Below are 26,563 nucleotides of genomic sequence, written 5' to 3'. Positions count from 1 at the left end.
GGTAATGAGGATGCGATGTATTATTGTATTATCACGCTAATACATTCTTTCTCACCGGGGTCAAGCCTGAATTGCGTAATCAGATAGGCCAGAGAAAAACCAGCAAGATTTTACGTGATTTCAAGCGGATTTTTCTGCAAGAACCGCTTCCACCTTATCGATCCAGCGTTTTAGTGCGTGATCGAGAGCTGCTTTCTTTATCGGTTTTGAGAGAAAATCATCCATGCCTGCATTTTTACAGCGCTGCCGGTCTTCTTCAAGGACATGTGCAGTTGTAGCAATAATTGGCGTTCGCCGCATGCCATGTTTGGTTTCATAAGCGCGAATGCTTCTAGTCGCTTTAAAGCCATCCATGATCGGCATGGATAAATCCATAAAGACAAGCGCCGGGTGATCTGACTTGTAAAGCTCCAGCGCTTTCTCGCCATTTTCCGCAATGATGACTTCGTAAAAAGTCTCATCAATAAATTTTGTCAAAACCATTTGATTGATCATATTGTCTTCGGCAACCAACAGCTTTGCACGCGCGATGCTTTTCGTTTTTTTCAGATCAGCATGGTTTTCGCTCGGTAGCTTTTTGTTCGACGGGCAAATGTCTTTTAGAACGCTGGTCGCCTCATCGGATAAAATTTGCGCCAGGGTATCCATCAATTGCGACGGCCGCACTGGTTTAGAAAGATATGCCGTAATATTCGCATGCTGCGCCGCATCGCGAATGCCGGTGTCATCAATAGACGACAAAATAATGACGGGTAGACTTGCAAAGTTTGGATGGTTCTTCATCCTTATACCGAGAGACAGCCCATCCTCGCCCGGCATTTGAAAATCAAGAAGCGCTGCGTGATATGGATCATTCTCGCTCACGGATTTTTCAAGCGCGGCCATCGCGCGAACCGGATCGCCTACAATAGTAGAGCGAAAGCCCCAACCGGCTATCAATTCTTCCAGAACCCTTCGATTGACTGGGTTGTCGTCAACCGCCAGCAATCTCACGCCTTCAAATGTCGATTGATTTAGTACTGGCAGGGATTTTATTGTCTCGTCGACCGGTAGAGACAGCGAAAACCAGAAACGCGATCCTTTTCCAACTTCACTTTCTGCGCCGATTTCGCCGCCCATTAACTCAACCAGGTTTTTACAAATAGCCAAGCCGAGACCCGTTCCGCCAAATTTTCTTGTATGCGAGCCGTCAGCCTGTTCAAACTTTTCAAACATCCGTGGGATTTCGGCGTCGGGTATGCCAATCCCCGTGTCCTGGACGCTAAACTCAAGGTCGAGTTCTTCGCCCTTCCGCACTCCTCGTACATCTATAAGGACGTAACCATGTTCAGTAAATTTAACGGCGTTGCCAATCAGGTTGCCAAGAACCTGCCGCAATCGCGAATCGTCGGCGATGACGCCTTCGGGAAGCTCCGGCGCATACCGAACGATCAATTCAATATCCTGCTCAAGCGCGCGCGCCTGCATCATGGTCGCAACTTCAAATACAGTCTGGCGCAAGTTAAAGGACCGGGACGACAGGCGCAATTTGCCGGCGTCAAGCTTTGAAAAATCCAGAATATCATTGATCACGGTCAACAGGGCGTTTCCGGAGGAAACAATAATTGACGCAAGTTCGTGCTGATGTTTGTCCAGGTTGGTGTTGGACAACACTTCCGCCATACCAAGCACGCCGTTCATAGGCGTGCGAATTTCATGACTCATGGAAGCCAGGAATTCGGATTTTGCGACATTCGCCGCATCGGCCTCTATTCTGGCGTTCATTAATGGACGCACCAATACGCGATGTAAGACCAATCCGAGCACAAGCACCAAGACCAGCGCCGCAGCGAGAGTCGCTATAGCCGCCGTCGTCCGGAATTCATAAATACTTTGAAAAGCCGCTTTCTTGTCGACAGACAGCGCCAGGTACCAGTCAACCGAGTCCAGAGAAGAAATCTTATGAAACGTGACGATCTCAGGCGCCTTCATATCGTCCAGATATTGTACGCCGCTTTCAATTTCTGGTCTGTGACCCGGATAAGCATGGCTGAGGTCTTTTGATACCAGGTCGCGGTTAGGGTGCGCGAGAATTTTTCCATTACCCGCCACAAGATACGCATGCCCCAGCCCGCCCAGATTGGTTTCTTTCAACACATCGCCCAACGACTGCGTGGAAAAGTCAGCGCCAACTACGCCTAGCAATTCACTCTGGCGATACACCGGTGAAACAACAGTGATGGTCTCAACATTTGTAGAAATGTCATAATAAGGTTCGGTGAGCGTGCTTTTTCTCGCCAGAAGCGCCGCTGCATACCAGGGACGTGTGCGCGGGTCGTAGTCGGCGGGCATCTCGTCTTCGGGCCAGATATGATATTGACCATTGACTTCGCCAAAGTAGGTCCAGATAAATTTTTGTTCGTATACCGGATTTTGGACCAGCTTTACGCCATTCGTTCCATCAAACGACTCACCTATGGCGTTCGCAAGATTTTCCGCCAAGGATATGCGGTTTGAAAGCCAGTTATCAGCGCCCCATGCGGTCGCCTCACCAACAGTTTGAAGATATTTTTCAAGCTCTCGCTCTCGCAATCCCTGCTCGGAAAGGTCATGATAGATTGCAAATGCGAGAAAAACGGACAATACGGCGAATGTGCCCGCCGCAAGCGCCGTCGCCAGGAGCTTTGCACCCGACGGTGTCGACGAGGCGCCGCTCATTGATTTCGATATTTTCATCCGGATTAAATCGCTCCAAATCGGGATATGGTGCGAACAACCCTATGACAGCTTGGTTAACAGGCCCTTCAGCGCCGTTGGCTATAAATTTTAACAGATAGTAAAAACGCGAGAGCTTTTGGCCCTCGCGCTTGTTGAATGGTGAGATTGATCGAAACTATTCAGTCTCTGGTAGACGTTCGGAAAAGTCTGGGAGCGCTTCCAGTTGCGCACGCACGCTTGCGAGATCGCCGGCCACTGCAAGACTCATTTCATCAACAGCCAGATGACTAACCGCCGCCTGCTGAATTGTCTCAGGCGTTAAAGCCTCGACAGTGCTAACGTAGTTTTCCAAATACTCGGCCCCGAGATCGTGGAGATCAACGAAAGCCAGACGGTTGGCGACGCCGTTTCGCGAAGCAAGCTGAATGACAAATATGCCGTTCAGGTAATTTTTGATACCGCGCAATTCTTCGGCTGGCGGCGGCGCATCCTGCAGGCCGCGGATTTCTTTGACGATTTCCGCGAGCGCCGGACCGGTGGACTCACTCGTAATGTCAGCATTTTGACGCCAGTAAGCCGCGCCGTTTTCGATGCTGATCGCGGAATTGGGTGAATATGTAAATCCTTTGTCTTCCCGGATGTTGCGAGTAATCCGGGATGAAAAATAGCCGCCAAGGATCGTATCCGCCGCTTCCAGATCAATGGTCTGATCGACGGGCGGGACGCGCTTGCCCAGCCGGATGGTCGATTGTACGGCCCCCGGACGATCAATCAAAGAAACCTTGGGCGCATCGGGCTGTTCAGGCACAAGCACGAGCGCCTCAGGACCTTTTTCCCAACGGCGGAAGCTGTCGGAAATAGCTCGTTTTACTTCTCGGCGATTGAACTCGCCGACAACATAGAGGTGCGTACGCTGAGCGCCGAAATTTTCGCCATGAAAGGTTTTCGCGTCCTCTAACGTTAACGCTGCAAAGGCCTCCGCCTCCGGCAAGACCGCATTGCTATAGGGATGATTCGGGTAGATTGCTTTTAAGAATGCATCCTGCGCCAGCGATCCCGGTTGCGTTGCCGCAATGGAAATATTTCTGAGACGGTTTTGCTGAATCCGCTCAAACTCGCTTTCGGGAAGCGTTGGATGCTGCAGAACGTCTGCGACCAACTCCACAGCGTCAGAAACACTTTCAGTCAAAACGTCCATACTGACAGTCGTTTGATCAAGACCGACGGCGATGTTTACATCTCCGCCCATCATCGCAGCGGCGAGCGCCATTTCGGACGCCGTCTTGCCGCCAGCCCCCTCGCCCATCATGTCGGCGGTGAGGTCCGATATCCATGGCGTATCGCCGTCATTGATATTGCCGACCTGGACGGTCGCCATGACGAATGCTTTAGGCACGCGCCCATAGGGAACGAGTGTGACTTTCATGCCATTGCGTAAGGTGTAGGTTTCGAGTTTCGGCAGCGTATAGTCGCGCGGTTCGCCCCCTTCAGGAGGCGCTTCTACTTCCTGAGCAAACGCGCCGGCAAATGTGCAAGCGCTGGCGATCAGGGCGGTGGCGAGTTTCATTAAATGTGTCATTTCAGCTTTCCCTGTCCTACTGCTCTGCGCCCGGCTTTAATGTAATCACCGAACGGTTTGTGGATCGCAGATATTCTTGCGCCGTTTCGCGAATGAGTTCCGGCGTAACAACATCGAATTCTTCTTCCAGTCCGTTGATGCGTTCAGGGTTGTCGTCAAACAACGCAAACACAGCAAGCGTATCAACAAGTCCGATGCGGTTTCCGTCGCCAATACGATCATACAGATCGGAGCGGATTTTGGTCATAGCGCGGTTCATTTCTTCTTCGCTGACCAGATTGGTCTGCAGATCGTCCACGATAGCATCCAGCTCCGCGGTGATGGTTTCAGGCGAATGCTGATCATCGTGAATCAAAAATGCCGACCAGATCATTGGGCCGTTATAATTATAGGCGTTTCCAAGCGGCCAGTTGACGCCGCCGGGTACATTCGATGCAAAGCCTTTTTCCTGAACCATCCGTTGATGCAAACGGCTATCGTCGCCATTCGTCAACATCGCGTCGATGACCAGCATGGCGTACCATTCAGGCGTTCCGCGTTCCGGCACATGATAAGCCCATGCGATAGCGGGACGGGGCGCAAGCGCGTCAGTTTTCTCCAGCCGCTTTTCTTCTTCCTGGCGGGGCTCTGAAATATCCGGAAAACTCAAATTATCAGACGCCGGAATATCTCCGAAATATTCTTCGACCCATGACAGCGTCTGTTCAGGATCAATATCGCCGGCGACGACCAGAACCGCGTTGTTGGGAGCGTAGAAATCATTGAAAAACTTCTGCACGTCTTCCAGTGTTGCGGCATCAAGGTCTTCAAGATCTCCATAAAAATTATGCGCATTGTGCCAGTTTTCGTTGGCAAGCTGCGGTAGATCCAGCCATGGGAAACCGCCATACGGCTGGTTCAGGACATTCACCTTGACTTCGTTTTTCACAACGCCTTGCTGATTGGTGAGATTGTCTTGCGTGATCTTCAATCCACGCATGCGATCAGCTTCCGCCCAGATAAAGGTCTCCGTTTTATGCGACGGGATAACCTCAAAGTAATTTGTGAAATCAAACCGGGTCGAACCATTCAGAACTCCGCCATTTGAGTTCACAAGGTTGATGAATTCCGCTTTGCCGAGATTTTCGGACCCCTGAAACATCATATGTTCGAATAGGTGGGCGAAACCTGTCCGGTCGCGCGGCTCAATTCTGAAACCGATGCCGTAGTAAACGCCGACAGTCGTGGTCGGGACAGTGTGGTCCTCTGAAAGAACGACCTTCAATCCATTGTCGAGCTTGTGATATTCCACTGGCGTTTCGAATTCCGCGGCAAACGATGCGCCGGCGAAAATGACGCCGGCCGCCGGTGCAATCACCGCCGCCCGCAGGTTTTGTATGATAGTCATGGGCATTTTCACCCCTCCATTTTTAGCTGGAGCATAATTGTTCGAACCGGCGGGAATGTCCAACGATGTTCGATCAGCCGCCCGGCCGCGTCGACGCCCGGATCACTGAACATCAAGATATTGAATAATAGGGTCTTTTCAGCGCTTGCAGTCGGCCAGCCTTTCCTCTATAGACCGCCGCCTAATCAGGAATTCCGCGCCGCCAGCGCGGGCCAGCCCATGGCTCGCCGCTGCGGCGGTTTTGCATGAAGGACGCAGATCGATCATGGCCGAGACAGACGTATTTTACTGCGAGCCCCGTCCTAATACTGGGACTGGCGGCGCCAGAGCCGCACGCCGTCAGGACTGGGTTCCCGGCGTCCTCTATGGCGGCGACGGCGCCCCTGTGGCGATCCAGCTGAAAAGCAACGAGGTTATCAAGGCGTTTAAAAACGGACGCCTGCGCTCCCATTTGGCGAAAATTGACGTGCCTGGCGAAGATGGCCAGCAGCCGGTTATCGCACGCGATGTCCAGGTTCACCCTGTGAAAGGGCTGCCGATTCACGTTGACCTTATGCGCGTTGATGAAAAAACCCGCATCGACGTCGCTGTGCCTGTTCGTTTTATCAACGAAGAACAGTCTCCCGGACTGAAAAAAGGCGGCGTGTTGAACGTTGTCCGCCATGCGGTAGAAGTCTACGCGCCGGCGACTGCCATTCCGGAGCTGTTCGAAGTGGATGTGACGGGGCTCGAAATCGGCGACGGGATTCATGGTTCGGCCATTTCACTGCCCGACGGCGTGACGCACGTCATCACGGACCGCGACTTCACTATCGCCACGATCGCCGCGCCTTCAGCGCTACGCTCCTCCGACGATGAAGATGAGGACGCCGCAGCTGGCGATGAGAGCGAAGATGATGAAGCCGATAAGGAAGAGGAAGACAAGGAAGAGTAACTCTTTGTTTCCCGCCTCCCTGACCGGCGGTCAACGCCCGGGAGCGTTTCATGCTGCTGTTAGTGGGCCTCGGCAATCCTGGTGAGAAATACGCATCTCACCGTCACAATGTCGGATTTATGGCGGCAGACGCCATTGCCGGCGCGCATGGATTTGACGCCTCCAAGTCAAAATTTCAGGGTGAACTGCGCGAGGGGTTTCTTGACGGTCCGTCCGGACGGGTCAAATCACTCATATTGAAACCTAAAACCTACATGAATGAATCCGGTCAAGCCGTGGGCGCGGCAATGCGGTTTTATAAATTATCGCCCGAGGATGTTGTCGTATTTTATGATGAGCTTGACCTTGCGCCCGGAAAACTGAAGGTAAAAATTGGCGGCGGCGCGGCAGGCCATAACGGCATTCGCTCCATCGACGCTCACATCGGCAATCATTTCAAGCGTGTGCGGATCGGTATCGGCCACCCCGGCGATAAGACGCGCGTGACCAGTCATGTTCTTGGCGATTTTGCAAAGTCTGACCGGGACTGGCTCGATCCGATGCTTGATGCAATCGCCGCCGCAGCGCCCCTGTTGGCCAGTGGTGAAACCAATCAATTCGCCAGCAATATTGCGCACCGCTTGACGCCTGAACGGCCAGCGAAGAAGGCGGCAAACAGAAATCAGAAAACAAAAGACGCCGGTGATGCGATTGCACAAGCTACGCAGAGTCAGCAGAACAAACCAAAAGGAAATCCGTTCACTGAAGCTTTTCAAAACCTTCTGAACGGCAAAAAGTAGAAAGCACGTTTCATGGGCTTCAAATGCGGTATTGTCGGCTTGCCGAATGTAGGTAAGTCGACCTTATTCAATGCACTTACCAAGACGGCGGCGGCGCAGGCGGCGAATTACCCGTTTTGCACGATTGAGCCCAATGTCGGCGATGTCGCAGTACCGGAACCACGCTTAAAAAAACTTGCGGAAATCGCTGAATCGAAAGAAGTGATTCCAGCGCGCATGCAGTTCGTCGATATCGCCGGACTCGTAAAAGGCGCATCGAAAGGCGAAGGTCTCGGCAACCAGTTTCTCGCCAATATCCGCGAAGTCGACGCCGTCGCCTATGTATTGCGGTGTTTCGACGATGACGACATCACGCATGTTTCAGGTAAAATCGATCCTATCGCTGATTTCGAAGTGGTTGAGACCGAATTGATGCTGGCGGACCTCGAAAGCCTGGAAAAGCGCCGGGTCAATATCGAAAAGAAAGCCAAAGGTCAGGACAAGGAAGCCAAAGCCGCACTCGTATTAATTGACAAGGCGTTGGCGGAATTGCGCGAAGGCCGACCGGCAAGAAATGCTTCCATTGAGGAAGAGGAGAAAAAAGCCTGGGCCGGATTGCAGCTTCTGACGGCGAAGCCGGTGCTGTTCGTCGCCAATGTGGATGAAGACGCCGCCGCGGAAGGCAACGAATATGCCCGGGTGGTGGAGCGCTGCGCGAAAAAAGAAAACGCCGCCGCCGTTGTTATTTCCGCCAAGATCGAATCAGAACTGGCGCAACTCGATGACAACGAACAGGCCGAGTATTTGGAGACGCTTGGCCTGCAGGAACCGGGCCTGAACCGCCTTATCCGCACCGGTTACGACCTTCTTGATCTTCATACTTACTTTACCGCCGGACCAAAAGAAGCGCGCGCCTGGACGGTGCGCCGCGGCGCCACCGCGCCGCAGGCGGCAGGCGTGATTCATACTGATTTCGAAAAAGGCTTCATCCGAGCGGAAACTATTTCCTACAAGGATTATGTGGACCTGGGCGGAGAACAGGCCGCCAAGGAAGCAGGAAAAATGCGCTTGGAGGGTAAAGACTATACTGTTCATGACGGCGACGTCATGCATTTCCGTTTTAATACTTGATCAACATACGGATCGCGTAACACTTTGTTCAGAATTGCTTTTACCAGCAATTAAGCTTAACTCGCTAAATTTGCTTTCATGAACGCAATTTCTGAATATGAACGCCGCAGAGCGCCCAGACGAGAGGCGGCGCTTTTCGTACGGTTTTCCATCAATGGCGGTCCTGAACATATCAGCCGGACACTGAATTTTACATCGAAAAGCCTCGCGATCCGCAGCGATTGCACAGCCCGGAAAGGCGATCATGTCGTTGTCTCTTTCGGTTCCTTACCGTCCATATCAGGAGAAGTGGCGCGTACTTTTCCCGAAGGCTTCGCCGTTCTGTTGAATGAAACCTCTCTGGAGTTAATGTCGCATACTGAAGACAAGCTGCAATCTGAACTAAAAGAGGATTTCTCGGCCCTTTACGCCGCTGATCCTGTTGTCAGCCCGTTTATCAGGGCTACATCGACGTGCTCAGCGAGAATGCGCATTGCAACTGTAGAGAACCCGCAAAATAATTTTAAGCAGCACTACTTGAGCGTTATCGCCGCTGAAAGAATGCTCTTCAAAAATATCGCCAGCATCTGGATCAAGTCAAATGAGACGAGATGGACAGCGCGTGCAATTACCATCATGCGCCCCAACGACCGTTGCTATGGCGTCATTGCTCTCAACGACTGGCAATTACATATGGCGGCCGCATATGGCTTGACCGTGTGCATCGTCAATAAAGACCTCGAAGACTGGTCCTTTGCCATCGGGGCAGCGCCCGTTGCAAACCATATTTTGACCCTGGAACCGCCGGAAATGGCGATCAGCGCCTGAACACCCTGCCGGCAACAGCGTCCAGTTTCTTCATCATTTCAGGATCACGGGCGGCGGGCGCCGTTATAACCGCCATATCAAGCGCATGCTCAGCGCCAGTCGGCGACAGCGATCTTGTCTTCCCCAAACGAACAGCGACATCGCCAACCAGTTTCGCCGCATTTGCCGTGTTGAGCTTGAGCGTCTCCAGAATCTTACCGACTTCCACCGGCGCTTCTGTTTCACGCCAGCAGTCATAGTCCGTGACCATAGCGACACTGGCGTATGGCAATTCAGCCTCGCGCGCGAGCTTTGCTTCCGGCATGTTTGTCATGCCGATTACATCGCATCCCCACGCGCGGTAAAGCTTTGATTCGGCTTGCGAGGAAAATTGCGGCCCGTCTATTGCGATATATGTTCCGCCTCGATAATGTGAAATATCGAGCGCCGCACATGACGCCGCCAGTGCTTCGCTCAGCGCCGGACAGACCGGTCGCGCCATTGATACATGTGCGACGAAGCCCGGACCGAAAAAGCTCTTTTCACGATTTGTCGTACGGTCAATGAACTGGTCAACCATAACGAAACTTCCCGGCGGCAGGTCTTCGCGGAATGACCCGCAAGCGGATATGGAAATGATATCAGTGGCGCCCGCGCGCTTCATGGCGTCAATATTCGCTCGATAATTAATAGCCCCAGGCGGCAATCGGTGCCCTTTCCCGTGCCGCGCCAGAAAGATGACATCGACACCCTTCATCACGCCGCGCACTAGCGCATCAGACGGATCGCCCCAGGGCGTTGGCATGACCAGTTTTTCTGCACCCTCCAGCGCATCCACAGAATAGACGCCTGAACCTCCGATAAAACCAAGCACGCGGTTGTGAGTTGTCATTGTGCGGCCTTTCGTTAACATTTTTCATGGGCGCATCGATAAAACAAATTCTAACGTACACGCATACTGCGGGAGTTCAGGATGTATATTTTTTATCTTGCGTGGCTTGTTGGCGCTGGCACATTTACGCCAGAAAATTTGAGCCGATACAACACCGATTACCCAGAATACGGATTAAGCGCAGGCCCGGACGGCGCCTACTTAACCAGAATGACGGGACCATGGGGGCAAAATTCTCAACAAAAAATCTATCGCTATCAAGATACTGTTTATTCCACACCGGAATGGTCCGATCAAAATGCGGATGAATATGGATTTTATTATAGTGAAGCGACCAATACGGCATATTTCATTTCAAACCGCTATGGCGACAGCGATATCTGGCAGGTTGAATGGCTAGGAAACCGATGGGGCTCGACTGTTCGGCTGCCGGAACCCGTAAATTCAGATAGCGAGGAGTATAGTGCAGTTGTATCGCCAACCGGTAAGCTTTGTTTTTCTTCCGACCGGCCAGGCGGACAAGGTCAGGGAGACTTTTATTGCGCCCGGCAACTCGCCAATGATGAATGGAAAGTTGAGCCCTTGGCGGATCTGAATTCCCCTATGGGCGAGTGGAATCTTGATTTTTCGCCTGATGGAACATCAATAATTTTTGAGGCGTCAGGAAGAAAGACAAATAAATCCGCTTCCGGTGACCTGTATATCAGTTTTTTAGAAAACGAGCGGTGGAGCGCGGCGATACCGTTGTCATTGCTGAATACGCAAGGCAGCGACTTGCTGGCGCGGTTTAATAAAGACGGATCTGTTGTCTATTCGTCGTCTAAAGACGGCGATTCCAACTTATATTACGCGCCAAATACTGACCTGGAAGTTTTGGCCGCCCAACTCGTCGCCGTCGCGCGATCTTCAGGACATGTCGTGTTGCTGGACGCGGATACGCTTAAGGAAAACAAAAGAATATATGTCGGGCAGGGTCCGCATGATATTGCTTCCAGCGAAGATGGCCGCATTGCAATTGCGCCCTTACATGGTGTTTATCCCGCGCCGCATCAAAATCCAATTTCTCCCTCGCAATTACAATGGCAATCGGTAACAAGCTCTGGCGTTGCTGTTATTGATTTGGTGACTGGCGAGAGTGAGCTTTATCCGTTGGATAAGTGTCCTCGTCCGCACGGCGCCGCCATTTCAGCGCAAGGGAGCCGAGCGTGGATTACTTGCGAAGAAAGCGCAGAAATTCGCGAATTAGACCCTGCAAGCGGGAAAATCATACGCACCATCAAGACAAAGAAAGGCGTTCATAAAGTTTTATTGCTGGAACAATCAAAAAAACTTTTTGCATCCAATCCACAAGCTGGCGAAGTATATATTATCGATACAGACAACGGCGCTATTGATACAATAATAACCGGAAGCGGCGCTGAAGCTATTGCCGCCTCCCCCGACGAGAAGACCTTATGGGTCGCGAATAGCTTTGACAAAAATGTTTGCGCAATTGATATCACTGACACACGGCAATTAACGTGTCACGAAAGCGGCGGTGCGTTTCCCATCGCACTAGCGGTTGATGACGATGCCGGTAAGCTCTGGATTCTTCGCAACGCCTCGTCTGACCTTGCATCGATATCTCTATCAACGGGCGCTATCATTGATGAAATCGCTCTCCCGTCCAGACCCTTGGGGTTGGCTTTCGATGCGCGCGAACGACGGTTATTTGCGACACTGCCGCGGCGTAATGAAATTATTATCATCAATGCGGATACTGGGGAAATCGATCAAACAACGACCGGCGTTATGGAAGCTGATGATCTTGATCTTGTTCCCGGCGGGGCGTTTGAAACGTCGCCTGATACCTGATGACACGAATGTAAAAACCCGACCCTTTTTATTTGAGCCGGCTTCAACAGGCCTTTTATCCAGCGGATATAACCGGCGCCAATTTAGTGCTGATCTTCCCATACTTTACGGTATGACCAGTACAAAATTCCGGCCAGTATAAGAAGATAGATGAGGGACATAACGCCGAGGGCCTTGCGCGATTCCATCTTCGGTTCAGCCGCCCACATCAAAAATTCGGTAACGTCTTTGGCGTATTGCTCAACGGTTTGAGGGCTGTCATCGCCGTATGACACCATACCGTCAGCGAGCGGCGGAGCCATGGCCAACACGCCGCCCAACGGTACTTCGACGCCCTCAACAACGTGGCCGTCTTCCATATATTCCGGTTTCATGGCTTGCGCCATGTCCCCGTGATAATACGGATTGTAATACTGGCCCGGAGCCACATCCACGGTTGACGGCGCATCTTCATAACCGACCAAAAGGCTATAAATATAATCCGCGCCGCCGTGCCGCGCTTTCGTGATCAGTGACAGGTCTGGCGGCAGAGCATTATTGTTCGCCATGCGTGCAAGTTGATCATTCGCAAACGGGCCAGGGAAGTGATCTGACGGCAACGGATCTCGTTCGAACATCTCGCCCGTATCGTCTGGTCCGTCGACAACTTTAAACTTGTAATTTTGCGCGATGGATTTGACCACCGGATTATCATTGGGATTTGAACAATCGATGCTTTCTGGAATGCCGTCAGGGCAGCTTTCCAGAAAAAACGGTCCGCCCTTTTGACCAAGATTGCGGAACGACAACAGCTCCAGCCCGTGACAGCTTGAGCAAACGGTTTCGTACACCTGAAAACCGCGTTGCAAGGCGTCCTGATCAAATGTTCCAAACGGTCCTGAGAAATGCCAATGCTGATGTTCAGGATGTTTGTATTCGCCGCCGGCCGCATGTGCGGCCGTAGTAACGGCAAGCGACGCGCCTAATGCGATGGTCAGCGTGCGAGCAATAGACATTCGGTTCATCATTGGCCCCTACTCCGCCGGCGCAACCGTTGCGCCGGGCGCAGCGGATGTTTCAGGTTTCAACGGTTTTTTGTTCAATACGGATTCAGCAATAGATCGCGGCAACGGTTTTGGCGTTTCAAGAATGCCAAGCAGCGGCAGGATGATCAGGAAAAAGGCGAAATAATACGCAGTCGCGATTTGCGCGAACATCACGTAAGACCCTTCCGCCGGTTTTCCGCCAAGATAGCCGAGCGCAATGCAGGCAATCACGAAAAGGAAAAACCACATCCGGGCGACCGGACGGTATCGCATGGAGCGCACTTTCGACGTATCAAGCCATGGCAGAACGAAAAGAACGAGAATGGAGCCGAACATCGCGATCACGCCGCCAAGCTTGGCCGGTATAAAAAGGATATCGAACGTGATCGCGCGCAGAATTGCGTAGAAAGGCAGAAAATACCATTCAGGCACAATCGACGCCGGCGTCACCAGCGGGTTCGCTTCGATATAATTATCTGCGTGGCCAAGAGCGTTAGGATTAAAGAAAACGAACGCCGCAAACAGGATTAGGAAAACAACAATCGCGAACCCATCCTTCACCGTATAATAAGGATGGAACGGCACTGTGTCTTTTTTCACATCTTTTATTTCAACGCCGGACGGGTTGTTATTGCCGCTTGTATGAAACGCCCAGATGTGCAGCCCTACAACGCCGAAAATGGCGAACGGCAACAAATAATGTAGCGAGAAGAAACGGTTGAGCGTTGGATTGTCGACCGAAAAACCGCCCCATAACAGCGTGCGTATATCATCACCGATTACCGGAATCGCTGAGAACAGATTAGTGATAACCGTCGCGCCCCAGTAGGACATCTGGCCCCAGGGAAGCACATACCCCATGAACGCTGTGGCCATCATCAACAAAAAGATGACAACGCCTAACATCCACACAACTTCGCGCGGTTCTTTATACGAACCGTAGTAAAGCCCGCGAAACATATGGATATAAACGGCGATGAAGAACATCGACGCCCCGTTGGAATGGATATATCGCATAAGCCAGCCATAGTTCACATCGCGCATAATGTGCTCGACGCTGGCGAACGCCATATCGGTATGCGGCGTATAGTGCATGGCCAGTACAATGCCGGTGATAATCTGGATTACCAGGCAAACGGCGAGGATGCCGCCAAATGTCCACCAGTAATTGAGGTTTTTCGGCGTCGGGAAATCCATAAAATCCGCGCTCATGCGAACGATCGGCAGTCGCCGGTCCAGCCATTTTTCAATGCCGGTCGATGGATTATATGTAGATTGATGGCTCATTGTTGTCCGCTCCCTAACCGATCTTCACGATGGTATCGGTGATGAACTCATATGGCGGCACTTCGAGATTTTCCGGCGCCGGGCCTTTCCGGATGCGGCCCGCCATATCGTAGTGTGAGCCATGACATGGGCAAAACCAGCCCCCGTAATCGCCCCGGTTTTCACCCGCCGTGGTACCAAGGGGAATGCATCCCAGATGCGTACACACACCCACGAGAATCAGCCACGCGGGCTTCGCCTCTCCGCTTGCCCCTGTCGTTAAATTACCATCCGTCGCATCGGCGCCGCTGGAAAGATTGGCGTTGCGTGCAACAGGGTCTTTGAGCGCCGAAAGCGGCGTCGCTTCAGCTTCGGAAATTTCTTCTGAAGTCCGGTGACGAATGAAAACCGGCTTTCCTTGCCACATCACCTTGATCGCCTGACCAACCGGAACAACTGAAAGATCGACTTCCTTGGTCGACAAAGCCAGCACGGAGGCGTCAGGGTTCATCTGGTGCACCAAAGGCCACAGAACGGCGCCCGCTCCGGCGACGGCGGTCGCGGCTCCAAAAATATGAATAAAATCGCGACGGTTGGTTTCGCCGCTGTCTTCGGTCGCATCGGATGTCGTCATGACCTGTCTTGCCCTTGAATTTGCGCCCTAATTGAGAAGAATCGCGAGGCTATCTGTCATGTTCTATTTACAAAGTCTAGGCGACGAAGCGCTGCGGCCTAGCGTCGCTGCAGCTTTGCGGCGAATGTTCAAAAAAGGGTGTAAAAACAAGATTATGCGCCTGGCTCTCTATCAACCGGATATTCCCCAGAATGTCGGCGCCGCGATACGGGCCGCCGCCTGTTTCGGGGCAGCTCTCGATGTTGTCGAGCCATGCGGCTTCCCTTTGAACGCCAGAGAGCTGCGCCGCGTCGCCATGGACTATGGGGAACAGGCGGCTCCAACCTCCCATGCAAGCTGGGGCCATTTCCTAAACCAGATCGACAGCGCCCGGCTGGTCTTGCTGACGACTTCAGCAGTGCAATCCGTCTGGGACTTTGAATTCAGAGCTGACGATATTTTACTGACGGGAAGCGAAAGCGCAGGCGCGCCCCCTGATGTGCATGCACGCGCCGACGCCCGTTTGCGTATTCCCCTGGTGCCTGGCGCACGCTCATTGAACATTCATGTGGCGGCGGCTGTGGCCCTTGCCGAAGCGCGCCGGCAACTTGGCTGGGATTAAACGAGCGGTGCTTGCTTGTTCTCAGCTTCAAACGCCGACGCCAAATGCTTTTCGATATCTTCAACAGGATGATTGGTTAGATCGTTATCCACCGTGAACAGTAGTTTTCCATCGGTTTCCTTATGAAATTCCTTACGAAGGCGTCCTAACGCCTGCGGCGGCGCGAATAAAATGAGATGGTCAAAAGCGTTCTTCAACGCCGCCTTATTCAAGGTTTCAGCAAAATCTTTAGCAAAGCGCTCTTTTTCGAATTCATGCCAATCCGTATCATCGACCGCAGAGCGCTGCGCACCGCCAGCGCCAGGATCGTTAAACCGCCCGCGCCGGTTCGCCGCTTGTTCCCGTGTAGGAGGGTTATCCAGCTTGTCTTTGGAAATGACATTAAGAATCGGGTTTTCCGGCGTATCGTCATTTACAAAGACCAGCGCTTTTTCGCCGTCGGCGACGGCGACCCATGTAATCTGATCAGCTAAATCACGCATTTTCACCACCTTATTTATCTGCCTTAGGGAAACAAGTTTGAACAACCTTTGTTCCGGCCGGTTTTGACGCTTCGTCAGGATACGCTTAAACCCGTTAGGCAATTGAACAGACTGTAATATGAGCCTTGAAAATCAAAAGAACTTTGCCCGCCAGTGGTTCGAGACGCTGCGCGACAAATTATTTAAAGCGTTCGAGCAAATCGAGCAGGAAGCGGGTCCGCTTTATGAGAACATGCAGCCCGGTCGTTTCCAGAAAACAGAATGGTCACGCAATACGCAGGCAACCCCGGACAATGCAGAAGATCAGGGCGGCGGCGTTATGGGCATGCTACATGGCCGCGTATTCGAGAAAGCCGGTATTCATACCTCAACTGTATATGGCGAATTTTCAAAAGAATTTCGCAGCCAAATTCCCGGTGCTGACGAAGATCCGCGATTCTGGGCCTCAGGTGTTTCGCTGATAGCGCACCCGCGCAATCCGCACGCGCCCGCCGCGCATATGAACACACGCATGATCGTAACGACGAAGTGGTGGTTCGGCGGCGGCGGCGATTTAAACCCTATGCACCCGGATTATCGTAGTGAAAGTCATGAGGATACGGTTTCATTCCATAATGCAATGCGCGCTGCGTGCGATGACCATGACAAGGCCTATTATGAAAAATTCAAAAACTGGTGTGACGATTATTTCTGGCTTGCACACAGGAATGAACCGCGCGGCGTAGGGGGCGTTTTTTTTGACCGGCACAATACCGGCGTCTGGGAGAAAGATTTCGCTTTCACCAGGGATATCGGCAAGGCGTTTTTGAATGTCTACCCTGCCTTGGTCGCTAAACGGATGGATCGACCCTGGTCTGATGAAGATCGCGAGAAACAACTGATCCAACGCGGACGGTATGCTGAGTTCAACCTTTTATATGATCGCGGTACTGCTTTTGGATTGAAAACAGGCGGTAACGTGGATGCAATCCTTTCGTCATTACCGCCTGAAGCAAAGTGGCCATGAAAAGGGCGTGATAGCGCTCGCTCTTTCTTGTGTTGACAACAAACCCTGATAAACAATTGTATAGCTAAAGCCCTGCTTCAAGGAGCGCCAATGCCGGCAATCGCCGACATGCTTCGTCCGATCCTGCATCGCGCTTTCGTAATTCTGGCGGCGTCGCTAATTATTACCGGAAAAGCAATCGCCGCCGGAGCTATCAATGTTGGCGTTCAACTTGAACCCCCCAATCTCGACCCGACCAGCGGCGCGGCGGCCGCTATTGATGAAATCGTTTACGCCAACATTTTCGAAGGACTAACGCGCATCAATGATGACGGCTCGGTCTCGCCGCTGCTGGCGACGGACTGGACAATTTCTGACGACGGCCTGATTTATGAATTCAAATTGCGCGAGAACGTTTCTTTTCACGATGGAACTGCTTTCACCGCCGAAGATGTGGTGTTTTCCTTAAATCGCGCAAAAGCGCCGACCTCCTCGAACGCGCAGCGCACAATATTTGAAATGATCGACTCAGTGGTGGCGAATGGCGATTATACAGTCCGGATTACGCTAAAGAGCGCGCTTGGCGCCTTTCCTACATATCTTGGATGGGGCGACGCCGTAATCGTTTCGTCTCAAAGCGCAGCCGCCAATGCGGTCAAACCTGTAGGAACAGGCCCCTTTCAATTTCAGCTATGGCGGCGTGGCGCATCAATCGTGCTAACGCGTCACGACAAATATTGGGGCGCGCCAGCCAAACTGGACCAGATAAATTTTATTTTTATTCCGGACCCGACAGCCGCTTTTGCGGCGCTAATGGCGGGCGATGTAGACGGATTCCCAAACTACCCTGCGGCTGAGAATCTCAGCATGATTGCGCGAGATGACAGATTTAAAATTGTCTCCGGTAGTGGCGAAGGTGAAATTCTGCTCGCCATCAACAACGCCAAGGTCCCGTTTAACGATATTAACATTCGGCGCGCGCTCAATCACGCCTTGGATAAACAGGCCATCATCGATGCTGCGCTTTTCGGCTTTGGAACGCCTATCGGCAGCCACTATCCGCCACATCGCCCGGGATATGTCGATCTTTCAGATCGATATTCACACGATCCGATAGAAGCCAGAAAACTGTTGGCGCAGGCCGGCTTTCCAAATGGATTTTCGCTAACCCTCACTTTGCCGCCGCCTGCTTACGCGCGGCGTGGCGGAGAGATCGTCGCCGCGCAACTTCAATCCGTCGGCATTAATGTAACCATCCGCAATGTCGAATGGACGCAATGGCTGGATCAGGTGTTTGGCAACAAAAATTACGACCTCACCATTGTCTCTCACACGGAGCCCATGGATATCGATATATACGCCCGCGACAATTATTATATTCAGTACCACAATGAGTTATTTGACGCCGTGATCGCCGAGTTGCGCAGCGTATCGAATTCTGAGCGCCGCCTTGAGCTTTTAAATCAAGCGCAGCGCATACTTGCGAACGACGCCGTGAATGTTTTTATCGCCGCCGGGCCCAAGCTTGCTGTCTGGTCAAAGGACGTCTCCGGCGTATGGGCAAATGCGCCAGTGCAAGCCAATGATCTGACAAAAGCCGACATAGCCGGCCGCGCGCCGATCAAGACGAACAATACAAAGAAAACAGGCGCCGTCTCGCTATGGCCATTCTTCATCTTGATCGCAGGTGTGTTTATCGGGGTGGCGGTCTTTGCGCGCCCGAGCCCGGGTTTTTTAGTCGGCCGCGCCATATCAATGGCAATAACGGTGACCGCCGCTTCAATCATCATATTCTTTTTCATTGAAATCGCACCCGGCGACCCGGCGGCTTTTATGATGGGCCTAAACGCCGATCCCGCTTCCGTAGAGGCGCTGCGTAAAGAACTGGGTCTGCATGATTCTCTTGTCGTGCGATACTTCGACTGGTTTGGCGGTTTTATTTCTGGTGATCTGGGCGTCAGTTACACCTATCGCACACCAGTATCTGAATTGTTAGCTGAGCGAATCTGGGTTTCACTGCCTCTCGCAATTCTCGCTTTTGCGACTTCGACATTTATAGGCGTTCCCGCCGGCCTTGCTGCAGCCGCAATGCGCGATAAAAAGCGAAGCTCCGTTATTATCGGGGCGGCGCAAATGGGCGTTTCCATTCCCAATTTCTGGCTTGCCATTTTGTTTGTCATGATTTTCGCTGTCAGTTTCCAGTGGTTTTCCGCCGGCGGCTTTCCCGGATGGGAGGCCGGTATTTTTCCTGCGCTCAAAGCGCTGGTTCTCCCGGCTATTGCTCTCGCCATACCGCAAGCTGCGATTCTGACTCAAATCATGCGCTCATCCACACTCGAAACCTTACGCGAAGACTATATACGCACGGCTCGCGCCAAAGGACTTAGATGGCGAGATACTGTCATACGCCATGCATTGCGCAATGCGCTAATTCCCGTGCTGACCATACTCGGCTTGCAATTTGCTTTCCTGCTGGCCGGCGTCGTCATTATCGAAAACGTATTTTATCTGCCGGGCCTGGGACGGCTGGTCTTTCAAAGCATAGCCCAGCGCGATTTGATCGTTGTCGAAAGCATTGTCATGCTGCTGGTGTTTGCAGTGATCGCTATCGCCTTCCTTGTCGATCTCGCTTATGCGATTGTCGATCCGCGTTTACGAGCGGTCAAAGCTTCATGATGTTGCAATTTGCCCGTATATCGGAAACGCGAAACGCATACATCGCCGGGAAAATCATTGTCAGCGCGTTCATCGCGATGGCGATTATCTCCCTTTTTTTTACCCCCTACAACGTTGAGACCATCAATGTAGACGCCCGTCTTAGCGCGCCCTCTGCTACACACTGGTTTGGCACCAATCACTTTGGAAGGGATGTATTTTCCATGATTATGGTCGGCGCCCGCGCGTCGATTATGGTGGCGGTTCTTGCAGTCGTCGGCGGCATGATGATTGGCGTACCGCTGGGACTTGTGGCGGCCGGGAATAAGGGGTTTCTGGATGAAATCCTCATGCGGACGAGCGACATCATCTTCGCCTTCCCTGCTCTTATCCTAGCTATACTTATCACCGCTGTTTATGGTCCGGGCGTCATGAGCGCCGTGATTGCAATCGGCGTTTTCAACATTCCGGTCTTCGCCCGGCTTACACGCGGCGCCGCGCTGCCAATCTGGACGCGTGGCTACGTCATGAGCGCTCGTACTGCAGGTAAAAACAGTTTGCAAATTTCTATTGCACACATCTTACCGAATATAGCACCGACTCTCATTGTTCAGGGAACTGTACAATTTTCGCTGGCCGTGCTCGCTGAATCCGCCCTTTCCTATGTCGGGCTTGGCGTCCAGCCTCCGGCGCCAAGTTGGGGACGAATGCTTGCAGAAAGCCAGACAATGATCGGCTTCGCCCCGTGGCTGGCGATTTTTCCAGGTCTTGCAATTTTCTTATTTGTTCTGGGCTTGAATTTGATTGGAGACGGATTGCGCAAACATCTTGATCCTCATCATATCAAGGGAACATTATGAAAAGCGCTCTGGCGATAAACTCGCTTTCCGTAACGATCGACGGCGCGCCAATACTCTCCGATATCAATTTCCTTTTGCAACGCGGAAAAATTACGGGACTGATCGGTCGTTCCGGTTCTGGAAAGTCCATGACCGCATTGGCGATGATGGGTCTTTGTCCACGTTCGGCCAAAATTACCGGTGCGGTCGTACTGAACGATCAAAACCTTCTTGAACTTGACGACAAAAACTTCAGCCGGCTCCGCGGCAAGAAGGTCTCAATGGTTTTTCAGGAGCCCATGACTGCGCTCAACCCACTGCAGACGATCGGCGATCAGGTTTCAGAATGTTTTTTAACGCACGAAAACATTACACGCGATGAAGCGAGAAGGAAGGCTGGAGATATTTTACGCCGTGTGGGCCTGCCTGCAAACGAAATTTCTCCGAAGCGCCGTCCCCATGAACTTTCGGGCGGACAACGCCAGCGGGTTGTTATCGCCATCGCGATCGCCATGAAACCAACAGTATTGATCGCCGATGAACCAACGACAGCGCTTGACGTCACAACGCAGGCAGAGATTTTATCGCTTCTGGAATCACTGACGAGAACCGAAAACATCGCGCTGCTGTTGATAACGCACGATCTGGCGGTAGTTTCTGCTGTTGCCGATGAAATCGTTATCCTGACAGACGGTAAAATTGAAAACACATTATCCGCTGACCAGTTTTATTCGCACCGCGGAAACCAGCACGCGAAAAAGTTTTTACCAGCCCGTGCCGAAGGCAAAGCCAGGCCTTCAGCACCCCAACCAGCCGTTTTAACCGCAAAGAACGTTTCATGTTATTATGCGGAACCGCGAAGTATTTTGCAAAAATTAGACCCTGTTCGAGCAGTGGACAATGTTTCGTTCTCATTATCGAAAAGCGAAATTCTGGGGCTTGTCGGAGAATCCGGCAGTGGAAAATCTACGCTCGCCAGAGCGCTGCTTGCTCTGCAACCTCTTTCCGGCGGCGCTGTGTTCATCAACAACAAAACCTTTCCATCAACTACTGTCAGCACCATGCGCTCGCTGCGCCGGAATATTCAGATTGTTTTCCAAGATCCCTATTCGAGTTTTAATCCACGACAGCGCGTGCGCGACATAATTTGCGAACCCTTGCATCTCCTTGGCGGCCATATGGAGCAAAGCGAGAAAACCGACCGAGCGGCGGTGCTTTTGAATCGGGTTGGACTCGACGCCAGCGCTCTCCAGAATTATCCGCACGCATTTTCCGGTGGACAACGACAGCGTATTGCTCTCGCCCGGGCGCTCGCAACCGAACCATCGATAATTGTTCTCGATGAGGCGACGTCAGCCCTCGATATAACTGCACGAAATCGTATACTGGATTTACTGCAGTCGCTTCGTGACGAACGTGGCGTTTCTTTTCTTATCATCACGCACGACTTGAGCGTTATACGTGATATTGCTGACCGCGTTATGGTGATGAAAGACGGAAAAATTATTGAAACCGGGCCGACGCAAAATATTTTCAACCATCCAGCGCAGGCATATACAAATCAACTCATTGAAGCTGCGCCTGTGGTAAAGTGGAGATACGCAACGAACTCAGATGGAGCAAGGGGATGACCGAAAAGAGACTTAAAACCGGTCCGCTGAACCTGATTACGGATGTGCCGGGCGTGCTGGTTGGAAATGCGACCGACGAGACTGTAAAGACCGGCGTCACCATTTTACGCTGCGCTTCTTCTTTTGTAACGGCTGTGGACATACGCGGCGGCGCGCCGGGCGCTCGGGAGACGGATGTTCTGTCTCCGGAAAACCTGGTCGGCCGCGCGGACGCGATTGTGCTGACGGGCGGATCGGTTTTCGGGCTTGCCGCCGCGGACGGCGTTGTGTCTGTGCTATCATCGAAAAACATTGGTTTGCGGCTTGGCGTAAAAGGGCCTGCAATTCCTATTGTACCCGCTGCTGTCCTCCATGATCTCTCCAACGACGGCGACAAGAACTGGGGTGAAACGCCTCCCTACCGCGCGCTTGGCGTCAAGGCTGCAAAATGCGTCGGCGCTGAATTTACGCTTGGCGCGACAGGGGCCGGTCGTGGTGCGATGGCTGGAATTAACAAAGGCGGCATTGGTTCGGTTTCACTTGCACTTGAGAACGGAATTATGGTCGGCGCACTGGTTGCGGCTAATCCCGTTGGTTCCGTTTTTATGCCGGACGGTAAAACATTTTACGCCTGGCCATGGGAACTGAACAGCGAGTATGGCGCGCATACGCCAACCACCGCGCGTGACAACGCCGACCCCTTCCCGTCGCATTCTCGCTTCTCGGAACAAACCCAAGCCGGCGCAAACACGACAATTGCAATTGTCGCCACGAATGCGCAATTAACTAACATTGAAGCAAAACGCATCGCCATTATGGCCCATGACGGGATCGCCCGCGCCATCCGCCCTGCTCATACTGCGTTCGACGGCGACATTGTATTCGCCGTTGCTACAGCGCAAAAAGAATTGCCGGCTGGACCGGAATTCTCGCGCCAACGCCTGATTGCGCGTGTGGGGGCCGCCGCCGCCGACTGTCTCGCCCGTTCAATCGCCCGCGCCGTTTACGAAGCAAATTATTAACATCGCGAAGCGATGAGGCGCCCGGCCCATTCCTTGTATATATGCTTAACTGACAGGCGGGCTTTCCCGCGTTGAACCGGCCGGTGCCCATGCGCGACGCCATTTTGCTTAGTTTCACAGCGCTCTGCCTCGTAGCAGCGCTTCGGCACCCTTTTGCGGGTTTGCTGACCTGGGCGTGGTTTACCTTAATGACGCCGCATCAGGCGGCTTACGGCGTCTATGGCGTTCCACTCAATGTGATCATCGCAGGCGTCGTCGTTGCGGCTTACATCGTATCCGGCGAGATTACAAAGTTCCGGTTCGACCCCATTACATCATTAATTATCGCGTTCGCCGGGTGGCTGACTTTGTCGCAAATCTTCTCCCTGGCGCCGGAGAATTCAGAAATCTATTACGACCGCTTTATCAAAACGCTGTTATTCATTGTGCTTTGCGCGCAAATGGCTGCTGGAAAGCTCCGTTTCAATGCCATGGTCTGGACGATAGTCGCCGCCATCGGATTTTTTGCCGCGAAAGGCGCTGTTTTTACACTTGCCACATTCGGACAATATCGCGTGCAAGGTCTGCCGAATACGGTTCTGGAAGACAACAACCATTTCGGCATTGCTGTCGCGACAATCTTGCCGCTAATTTTTTATCTACGCGCCGAAGCCGCCAATCCGTGGATCAAACGCGGCCTCGTCGTTCTGTTTTGCCTCGCGATTATCGCCATTGTCGGCACGCATTCACGCGGCGCGTTTATCGCCTTGATTGTATTCGGGGGGTTTTTCTGGATTCGGGCAAGGCACAAATTCGCCATTCTGGCCGGATTAATGCTGGTTATGATCCCTACAATTACGTTTATGCCTGGCGAATGGTCTCAACGCATGAGAACCATCGGAGAAGCAACACAGGACGATTCTTTTATAGGTCGCGTAGACGCATGGGTTATCAACTGGAAGCTTGCAACTGCACATCCCGTAACAGGCGTAGGGCTACGTAATTCTTATGATAAAGAAATCGCTCAGACCGTCGATATAGAACGCGCTGAGACCGCAAAGGCCGCCCACAGCATCTATTTTGAGGTATTGGGAGGCTCCGGATTTATAGGGCTGTTTATCTACTTGAGTTTATTTGTGTACGCATTTCTGTCAGCCTGGAGCGTATATTTATCGAAAACCAATCCAAAACTTGCTCCATGGAAGTGGCGGTTTGCGTATTATGCGCAAATGTCGCTTGTTGTTTTCGCCATAGGCGGTGCTTCAACTTCGATGGAAATGTGGGATGGTTATCTTATCATTATCGCACTGATTTCCGCGCTGAAAAAAATCGCCGTCGCCGAGCAAAAACCCGCTGGATTTGCTTTGGCGGCCGCCCGTGCGCGCAACTGGCGAGGGCGAAAGCGCTTCGAAGATTTGCATGAAGAGAGCGCAGAGGCTCGTTAATCCACCACTACCGTAGCTGCAGCGCCGCCGCCAGCCGTTAAGTTCGCAGACGCGTTGGACGTTTTCTTTTCACGTATTTCAAAGCCGTTTTTTTCCGGTTGACGGTCGCCGCTATCGGGGCAGGATTCACCCACTTCAATCTGGATCGTGGAGTGACGGATATGAAATTCCTTATCCAGAAACGCCTTGGCCTCTTCCAGGGCTTCCGCCACGTCGCCTGGTGAAGAAACGCAGGCATGCAGGGTCAACCGTGGCTGCTCAGGCGTAATCTGTGAAATCTGGATGTCATGCACATCGTTTATCTTGGAAGATGCAGACTTCAACCCGTTTCTCAACTTATCGATGTCAATGTGAGACGGCGCGCCCTCAAGGAGAATAAAACCGGTCTCCCGCACGAGTCGAAATGCGGAATATCCAATCAGTACGGCAACACAAACAGACAGCAAAGGATCAATCGCCATCCAGCCTGTCGTCATGATAACGATAGCGGCGATAATTGCGGCAACCGAGCCCAGCAGATCGCTGACAACATGCAGAAGCGCACCGCGTACATTCAAATTGCGCTCACCGCGCCGATGCAAAATGAAAAACGCCGCAGCGTTTGCCAAAAGGCCTGCAATCGCCACCCACATCATCAAACCCGCATTAACACTGACAGGATCCATGAATCGGCTGAACGCCTCATAAGCGATCCAGCACAGCAAAAACACCAGCAATATGCCGTTTACAAAGGCGGCCAGCACCTGCGCGCGCCGATATCCGAAATGAAGCCGCGAATCCGCAGGGCGCGCCGCCAAGAATTGCGCGCTTGCAGCCAGCGCTAACGCTGCGGCGTCAGTCAACATGTGAGAGGCGTCGGCGAGGAGCGCGAGCGAGCCTGATATAATCCCGCCGATGACTTCGACGATCATGAATACGACAATGACACAAAGCGCCGCCAGCAATCGCCAGGTAACCTTGCCATGCGGTTCATGATGGATTTGATGGTCGCAGTTCGCCATGCGCTCGCCAATTAAATCGGTTTTTTACGCAATCCAGCCCTCGGAATCGCGCAAACAGTAGTCTGTTGGCCTGACAAAGAGCAAGGCGAAACCTTAGCGTTTCACAGGAATTTCAACAAATTGTTTGTTCAATTTACCACATGCGCCCACAAAAAAAGTGACGTGATAACATTTTCATTGCTATCCTGATCGGCGTCGCCTTTGTATAAGGCGAGAATGCAAGCGGCCATGGAAGGGGCCTGCGGGGTTTGCCTGGGGCTGAGTTAAAATTTTACGGACTTTTCGCCAGTATTCTAGCGGCGAGTATCAGTCTTTTTGGCATCCTGGCGATGTCGATGTTCACGCGTTGGGCGCAACGCAATAGCGCATATTGTTCCGCTTTCGCCGTTGGACTTTTGAGTGTCGGCGTCCTGTTTCACCTGATTCCGGAAGCGTTGAGCCTCTCCGCTATGGCGTTAAGCTGGGTGGCGGCTGGATTTATGTTCATGGTGCTGGTCGGCATTGGCGTTCAGGCGCTGGTTAATCCCCGCGCAGACGGCGCCGCTCTTACGTTCGGGTATGTGTCCATATTAGCGCTTGCCGTGCACTCTTTTCTCGATGGCGCAATATACGCCGCCTCGTTTCAGGAAGAAGCGTTTACAGGCTGGCTTGCCACAAGCGGACTGCTGTTCCATGAATTTCCCGAGGGCGTTATTGCATATTCGCTTCTGGTTCAGGCCGGTCTTGGCAAAACCAGATCGATTATACTGGCTGTAATTGCAGCATCCGTTACGACACTCGCCGGAGCAATATTCGCCAATTTGATAATCGACGCGTCAAATGGTTTGCCAATAGCCGCGATGCTCGGCGCCGCAGCGGGCGCATTAATCTATGTTTTAATCGTTCATCTTGGACCACACGCGGCGAAAACGCCGAACCAGCGAGGATATGACATTGCCTCTATAGGCGTCATTGTCGGCACCGCAGCGATTATTTTAAAAAGTCTGGCTGGCGGGCATTAA

22 protein-coding genes are annotated in these 26,563 nt (G+C 52.4%); 13 read left to right on the top strand and 9 right to left on the bottom strand.

Annotated elements, in window-relative coordinates:
* Positions 1-120 precede the first annotated feature (120 nt).
* The 3 genes from ACQK2Q_RS04915 to ACQK2Q_RS04905 all read right to left on the bottom strand — a co-directional run bounded on the left by ACQK2Q_RS04915 (position 121) and on the right by ACQK2Q_RS04905 (position 5,669).
* Positions 121-2,715, bottom strand: a complete 2,595-nt coding sequence (locus ACQK2Q_RS04915) for a response regulator (protein ID WP_425408632.1) — start codon at positions 2,713-2,715, stop codon at positions 121-123.
* A gap of 157 nt (positions 2,716-2,872) precedes the next feature.
* The gene (locus tag ACQK2Q_RS04910) at positions 2,873-4,276 is read right to left on the bottom strand and encodes a M16 family metallopeptidase (protein ID WP_425408631.1); all 1,404 of its coding nucleotides are present in this window, start codon (positions 4,274-4,276) and stop codon (positions 2,873-2,875) included.
* A gap of 16 nt (positions 4,277-4,292) precedes the next feature.
* Positions 4,293-5,669, bottom strand: a complete 1,377-nt coding sequence (locus tag ACQK2Q_RS04905; RefSeq protein ID WP_425408630.1) for a M16 family metallopeptidase — start codon at positions 5,667-5,669, stop codon at positions 4,293-4,295.
* A 259-nt stretch (positions 5,670-5,928) separates the two neighbouring features.
* Between ACQK2Q_RS04905 and ACQK2Q_RS04900 the strand changes: the two genes are divergently transcribed.
* The 4 genes from ACQK2Q_RS04900 (at position 5,929) to ACQK2Q_RS04885 (ending at position 9,293) form a co-directional block, all read left to right on the top strand.
* Complete coding sequence (locus ACQK2Q_RS04900) at positions 5,929-6,597, top strand: 50S ribosomal protein L25/general stress protein Ctc (protein ID WP_425408629.1); 669 nt, start codon at positions 5,929-5,931, stop codon at positions 6,595-6,597.
* 50 nt (positions 6,598-6,647) lie between these two features.
* Positions 6,648-7,376 carry an aminoacyl-tRNA hydrolase gene (gene pth / locus ACQK2Q_RS04895; protein WP_425408628.1) on the top strand — a complete coding sequence of 243 codons (729 nt, stop codon included), beginning with the start codon at positions 6,648-6,650 and terminating at the stop codon, positions 7,374-7,376.
* A 12-nt stretch (positions 7,377-7,388) separates the two neighbouring features.
* Positions 7,389-8,486: a redox-regulated ATPase YchF gene (gene ychF, locus ACQK2Q_RS04890; protein ID WP_425408627.1), complete on the top strand. Its 1,098-nt coding sequence runs from the start codon at positions 7,389-7,391 to the stop codon at positions 8,484-8,486.
* A 78-nt stretch (positions 8,487-8,564) separates the two neighbouring features.
* The gene (locus ACQK2Q_RS04885; protein WP_425408626.1) at positions 8,565-9,293 is read left to right on the top strand and encodes a hypothetical protein; all 729 of its coding nucleotides are present in this window, start codon (positions 8,565-8,567) and stop codon (positions 9,291-9,293) included.
* Here the strand turns inward: ACQK2Q_RS04885 and ACQK2Q_RS04880 are convergent.
* Positions 9,283-10,164, bottom strand: coding sequence for an S-methyl-5'-thioadenosine phosphorylase (locus tag ACQK2Q_RS04880; protein WP_425408625.1), 882 nt, complete (start codon positions 10,162-10,164; stop codon positions 9,283-9,285). The genes ACQK2Q_RS04885 and ACQK2Q_RS04880 overlap by 11 nt on opposite strands.
* A gap of 81 nt (positions 10,165-10,245) precedes the next feature.
* Here ACQK2Q_RS04880 and ACQK2Q_RS04875 point away from each other — a divergent pair, with 81 nt between their 5' ends.
* Entirely contained in the window at positions 10,246-12,018 is a 1,773-nt protein-coding gene (locus ACQK2Q_RS04875) for an SMP-30/gluconolactonase/LRE family protein (RefSeq protein ID WP_425408624.1), read from the top strand.
* Between the two features lie 83 nt (positions 12,019-12,101).
* Here ACQK2Q_RS04875 and ACQK2Q_RS04870 read toward each other — a convergent pair whose 3' ends face one another.
* The 3 genes from ACQK2Q_RS04870 to petA are packed head-to-tail and all read right to left on the bottom strand — an operon-like array spanning position 12,102 to position 14,943.
* Entirely contained in the window at positions 12,102-13,013 is a 912-nt protein-coding gene (locus tag ACQK2Q_RS04870; RefSeq protein WP_425408623.1) for a cytochrome c1, read from the bottom strand.
* Between the two features lie 18 nt (positions 13,014-13,031).
* Complete coding sequence (locus ACQK2Q_RS04865; RefSeq protein WP_425408622.1) at positions 13,032-14,330, bottom strand: cytochrome b; 1,299 nt, start codon at positions 14,328-14,330, stop codon at positions 13,032-13,034.
* Positions 14,331-14,343: 13 nt separating this feature from the next.
* Positions 14,344-14,943, bottom strand: coding sequence for a ubiquinol-cytochrome c reductase iron-sulfur subunit (gene petA, locus ACQK2Q_RS04860; RefSeq protein WP_425408621.1), 600 nt, complete (start codon positions 14,941-14,943; stop codon positions 14,344-14,346).
* A gap of 58 nt (positions 14,944-15,001) precedes the next feature.
* On the opposite strand from petA, the gene ACQK2Q_RS04855 reads away from it, so the two are divergent.
* The gene (locus ACQK2Q_RS04855) at positions 15,002-15,544 is read left to right on the top strand and encodes a tRNA (cytidine(34)-2'-O)-methyltransferase (RefSeq protein WP_425408620.1); all 543 of its coding nucleotides are present in this window, start codon (positions 15,002-15,004) and stop codon (positions 15,542-15,544) included.
* On the opposite strand, the gene ACQK2Q_RS04850 is transcribed toward ACQK2Q_RS04855, so the two are convergent.
* Positions 15,541-16,026 (bottom strand): host attachment family protein, encoded by a 486-nt coding sequence (locus ACQK2Q_RS04850; RefSeq protein WP_425408619.1) that lies wholly within the window; start codon positions 16,024-16,026, stop codon positions 15,541-15,543. The genes ACQK2Q_RS04855 and ACQK2Q_RS04850 overlap by 4 nt on opposite strands.
* Positions 16,027-16,144: 118 nt before the next feature.
* Between ACQK2Q_RS04850 and hemF the strand changes: the two genes are divergently transcribed.
* From hemF to ACQK2Q_RS04820, 6 genes are all read left to right on the top strand, one after another.
* Positions 16,145-17,032 (top strand): oxygen-dependent coproporphyrinogen oxidase, encoded by an 888-nt coding sequence (gene hemF / locus ACQK2Q_RS04845; protein ID WP_425408618.1) that lies wholly within the window; start codon positions 16,145-16,147, stop codon positions 17,030-17,032.
* A gap of 90 nt (positions 17,033-17,122) precedes the next feature.
* Complete coding sequence (locus ACQK2Q_RS04840) at positions 17,123-19,687, top strand: ABC transporter substrate-binding protein (protein WP_425408617.1); 2,565 nt, start codon at positions 17,123-17,125, stop codon at positions 19,685-19,687.
* Positions 19,684-20,526 carry an ABC transporter permease gene (locus ACQK2Q_RS04835; protein WP_425408616.1) on the top strand — a complete coding sequence of 281 codons (843 nt, stop codon included), beginning with the start codon at positions 19,684-19,686 and terminating at the stop codon, positions 20,524-20,526. Before ACQK2Q_RS04840 ends, ACQK2Q_RS04835 begins: the two co-directional genes overlap by 4 nt.
* The gene (locus ACQK2Q_RS04830; RefSeq protein WP_425408615.1) at positions 20,523-22,136 is read left to right on the top strand and encodes a dipeptide ABC transporter ATP-binding protein; all 1,614 of its coding nucleotides are present in this window, start codon (positions 20,523-20,525) and stop codon (positions 22,134-22,136) included. Before ACQK2Q_RS04835 ends, ACQK2Q_RS04830 begins: the two co-directional genes overlap by 4 nt.
* The gene (locus ACQK2Q_RS04825) at positions 22,133-23,137 is read left to right on the top strand and encodes a P1 family peptidase (RefSeq protein ID WP_425408614.1); all 1,005 of its coding nucleotides are present in this window, start codon (positions 22,133-22,135) and stop codon (positions 23,135-23,137) included. Before ACQK2Q_RS04830 ends, ACQK2Q_RS04825 begins: the two co-directional genes overlap by 4 nt.
* 89 nt (positions 23,138-23,226) lie before the next feature.
* The gene (locus ACQK2Q_RS04820; RefSeq protein ID WP_425408613.1) at positions 23,227-24,561 is read left to right on the top strand and encodes a putative O-glycosylation ligase, exosortase A system-associated; all 1,335 of its coding nucleotides are present in this window, start codon (positions 23,227-23,229) and stop codon (positions 24,559-24,561) included.
* On the opposite strand, the gene ACQK2Q_RS04815 is transcribed toward ACQK2Q_RS04820, so the two are convergent.
* On the bottom strand, positions 24,558-25,562 hold the full coding sequence (locus ACQK2Q_RS04815) for a cation diffusion facilitator family transporter (RefSeq protein ID WP_425408612.1): 1,005 nt from the start codon (positions 25,560-25,562) through the stop codon (positions 24,558-24,560). The genes ACQK2Q_RS04820 and ACQK2Q_RS04815 overlap by 4 nt on opposite strands.
* 335 nt (positions 25,563-25,897) lie before the next feature.
* On the opposite strand from ACQK2Q_RS04815, the gene ACQK2Q_RS04810 reads away from it, so the two are divergent.
* Complete coding sequence (locus ACQK2Q_RS04810) at positions 25,898-26,563, top strand: ZIP family metal transporter (protein WP_425408611.1); 666 nt, start codon at positions 25,898-25,900, stop codon at positions 26,561-26,563.

The organism is Hyphococcus sp., assembly GCF_965228385.1.
In the GTDB taxonomy this organism is placed as follows: Bacteria; Pseudomonadota; Alphaproteobacteria; order Caulobacterales; family Parvularculaceae; genus Hyphococcus.
Note: the sequence above shows the minus strand (reverse complement) of the source record. Positions and strands in the feature narration are given on the sequence as shown.

What these genes read in the sequence shown, in the direction of transcription:
- petA (WP_425408621.1), bottom strand. Translation starts at nt 14,943, where the DNA reads ATGACGACATCCGATGCGACCGAAGACAGCGGCGAAACCAACCGTCGC.
- ACQK2Q_RS04870 (WP_425408623.1), bottom strand. Translation starts at nt 13,013, where the DNA reads ATGTCTATTGCTCGCACGCTGACCATCGCATTAGGCGCGTCGCTTGCC.
- ACQK2Q_RS04915 (WP_425408632.1), bottom strand. Translation starts at nt 2,715, where the DNA reads ATGAAAATATCGAAATCAATGAGCGGCGCCTCGTCGACACCGTCGGGT.
- ACQK2Q_RS04840 (WP_425408617.1), top strand. Translation starts at nt 17,123, where the DNA reads ATGCCGGCAATCGCCGACATGCTTCGTCCGATCCTGCATCGCGCTTTC.
- ACQK2Q_RS04900 (WP_425408629.1), top strand. Translation starts at nt 5,929, where the DNA reads ATGGCCGAGACAGACGTATTTTACTGCGAGCCCCGTCCTAATACTGGG.
- ACQK2Q_RS04820 (WP_425408613.1), top strand. Translation starts at nt 23,227, where the DNA reads ATGCGCGACGCCATTTTGCTTAGTTTCACAGCGCTCTGCCTCGTAGCA.
- ACQK2Q_RS04885 (WP_425408626.1), top strand. Translation starts at nt 8,565, where the DNA reads ATGAACGCAATTTCTGAATATGAACGCCGCAGAGCGCCCAGACGAGAG.
- ACQK2Q_RS04850 (WP_425408619.1), bottom strand. Translation starts at nt 16,026, where the DNA reads ATGCGTGATTTAGCTGATCAGATTACATGGGTCGCCGTCGCCGACGGC.
- ACQK2Q_RS04830 (WP_425408615.1), top strand. Translation starts at nt 20,523, where the DNA reads ATGAAAAGCGCTCTGGCGATAAACTCGCTTTCCGTAACGATCGACGGC.
- ACQK2Q_RS04865 (WP_425408622.1), bottom strand. Translation starts at nt 14,330, where the DNA reads ATGAGCCATCAATCTACATATAATCCATCGACCGGCATTGAAAAATGG.
- ychF (WP_425408627.1), top strand. Translation starts at nt 7,389, where the DNA reads ATGGGCTTCAAATGCGGTATTGTCGGCTTGCCGAATGTAGGTAAGTCG.
- ACQK2Q_RS04910 (WP_425408631.1), bottom strand. Translation starts at nt 4,276, where the DNA reads ATGACACATTTAATGAAACTCGCCACCGCCCTGATCGCCAGCGCTTGC.
- ACQK2Q_RS04855 (WP_425408620.1), top strand. Translation starts at nt 15,002, where the DNA reads ATGTTCTATTTACAAAGTCTAGGCGACGAAGCGCTGCGGCCTAGCGTC.
- ACQK2Q_RS04810 (WP_425408611.1), top strand. Translation starts at nt 25,898, where the DNA reads ATGTTCACGCGTTGGGCGCAACGCAATAGCGCATATTGTTCCGCTTTC.
- ACQK2Q_RS04875 (WP_425408624.1), top strand. Translation starts at nt 10,246, where the DNA reads ATGTATATTTTTTATCTTGCGTGGCTTGTTGGCGCTGGCACATTTACG.
- ACQK2Q_RS04905 (WP_425408630.1), bottom strand. Translation starts at nt 5,669, where the DNA reads ATGCCCATGACTATCATACAAAACCTGCGGGCGGCGGTGATTGCACCG.
- ACQK2Q_RS04825 (WP_425408614.1), top strand. Translation starts at nt 22,133, where the DNA reads ATGACCGAAAAGAGACTTAAAACCGGTCCGCTGAACCTGATTACGGAT.
- ACQK2Q_RS04880 (WP_425408625.1), bottom strand. Translation starts at nt 10,164, where the DNA reads ATGACAACTCACAACCGCGTGCTTGGTTTTATCGGAGGTTCAGGCGTC.
- pth (WP_425408628.1), top strand. Translation starts at nt 6,648, where the DNA reads ATGCTGCTGTTAGTGGGCCTCGGCAATCCTGGTGAGAAATACGCATCT.
- ACQK2Q_RS04815 (WP_425408612.1), bottom strand. Translation starts at nt 25,562, where the DNA reads ATGGCGAACTGCGACCATCAAATCCATCATGAACCGCATGGCAAGGTT.
- ACQK2Q_RS04835 (WP_425408616.1), top strand. Translation starts at nt 19,684, where the DNA reads ATGATGTTGCAATTTGCCCGTATATCGGAAACGCGAAACGCATACATC.
- hemF (WP_425408618.1), top strand. Translation starts at nt 16,145, where the DNA reads ATGAGCCTTGAAAATCAAAAGAACTTTGCCCGCCAGTGGTTCGAGACG.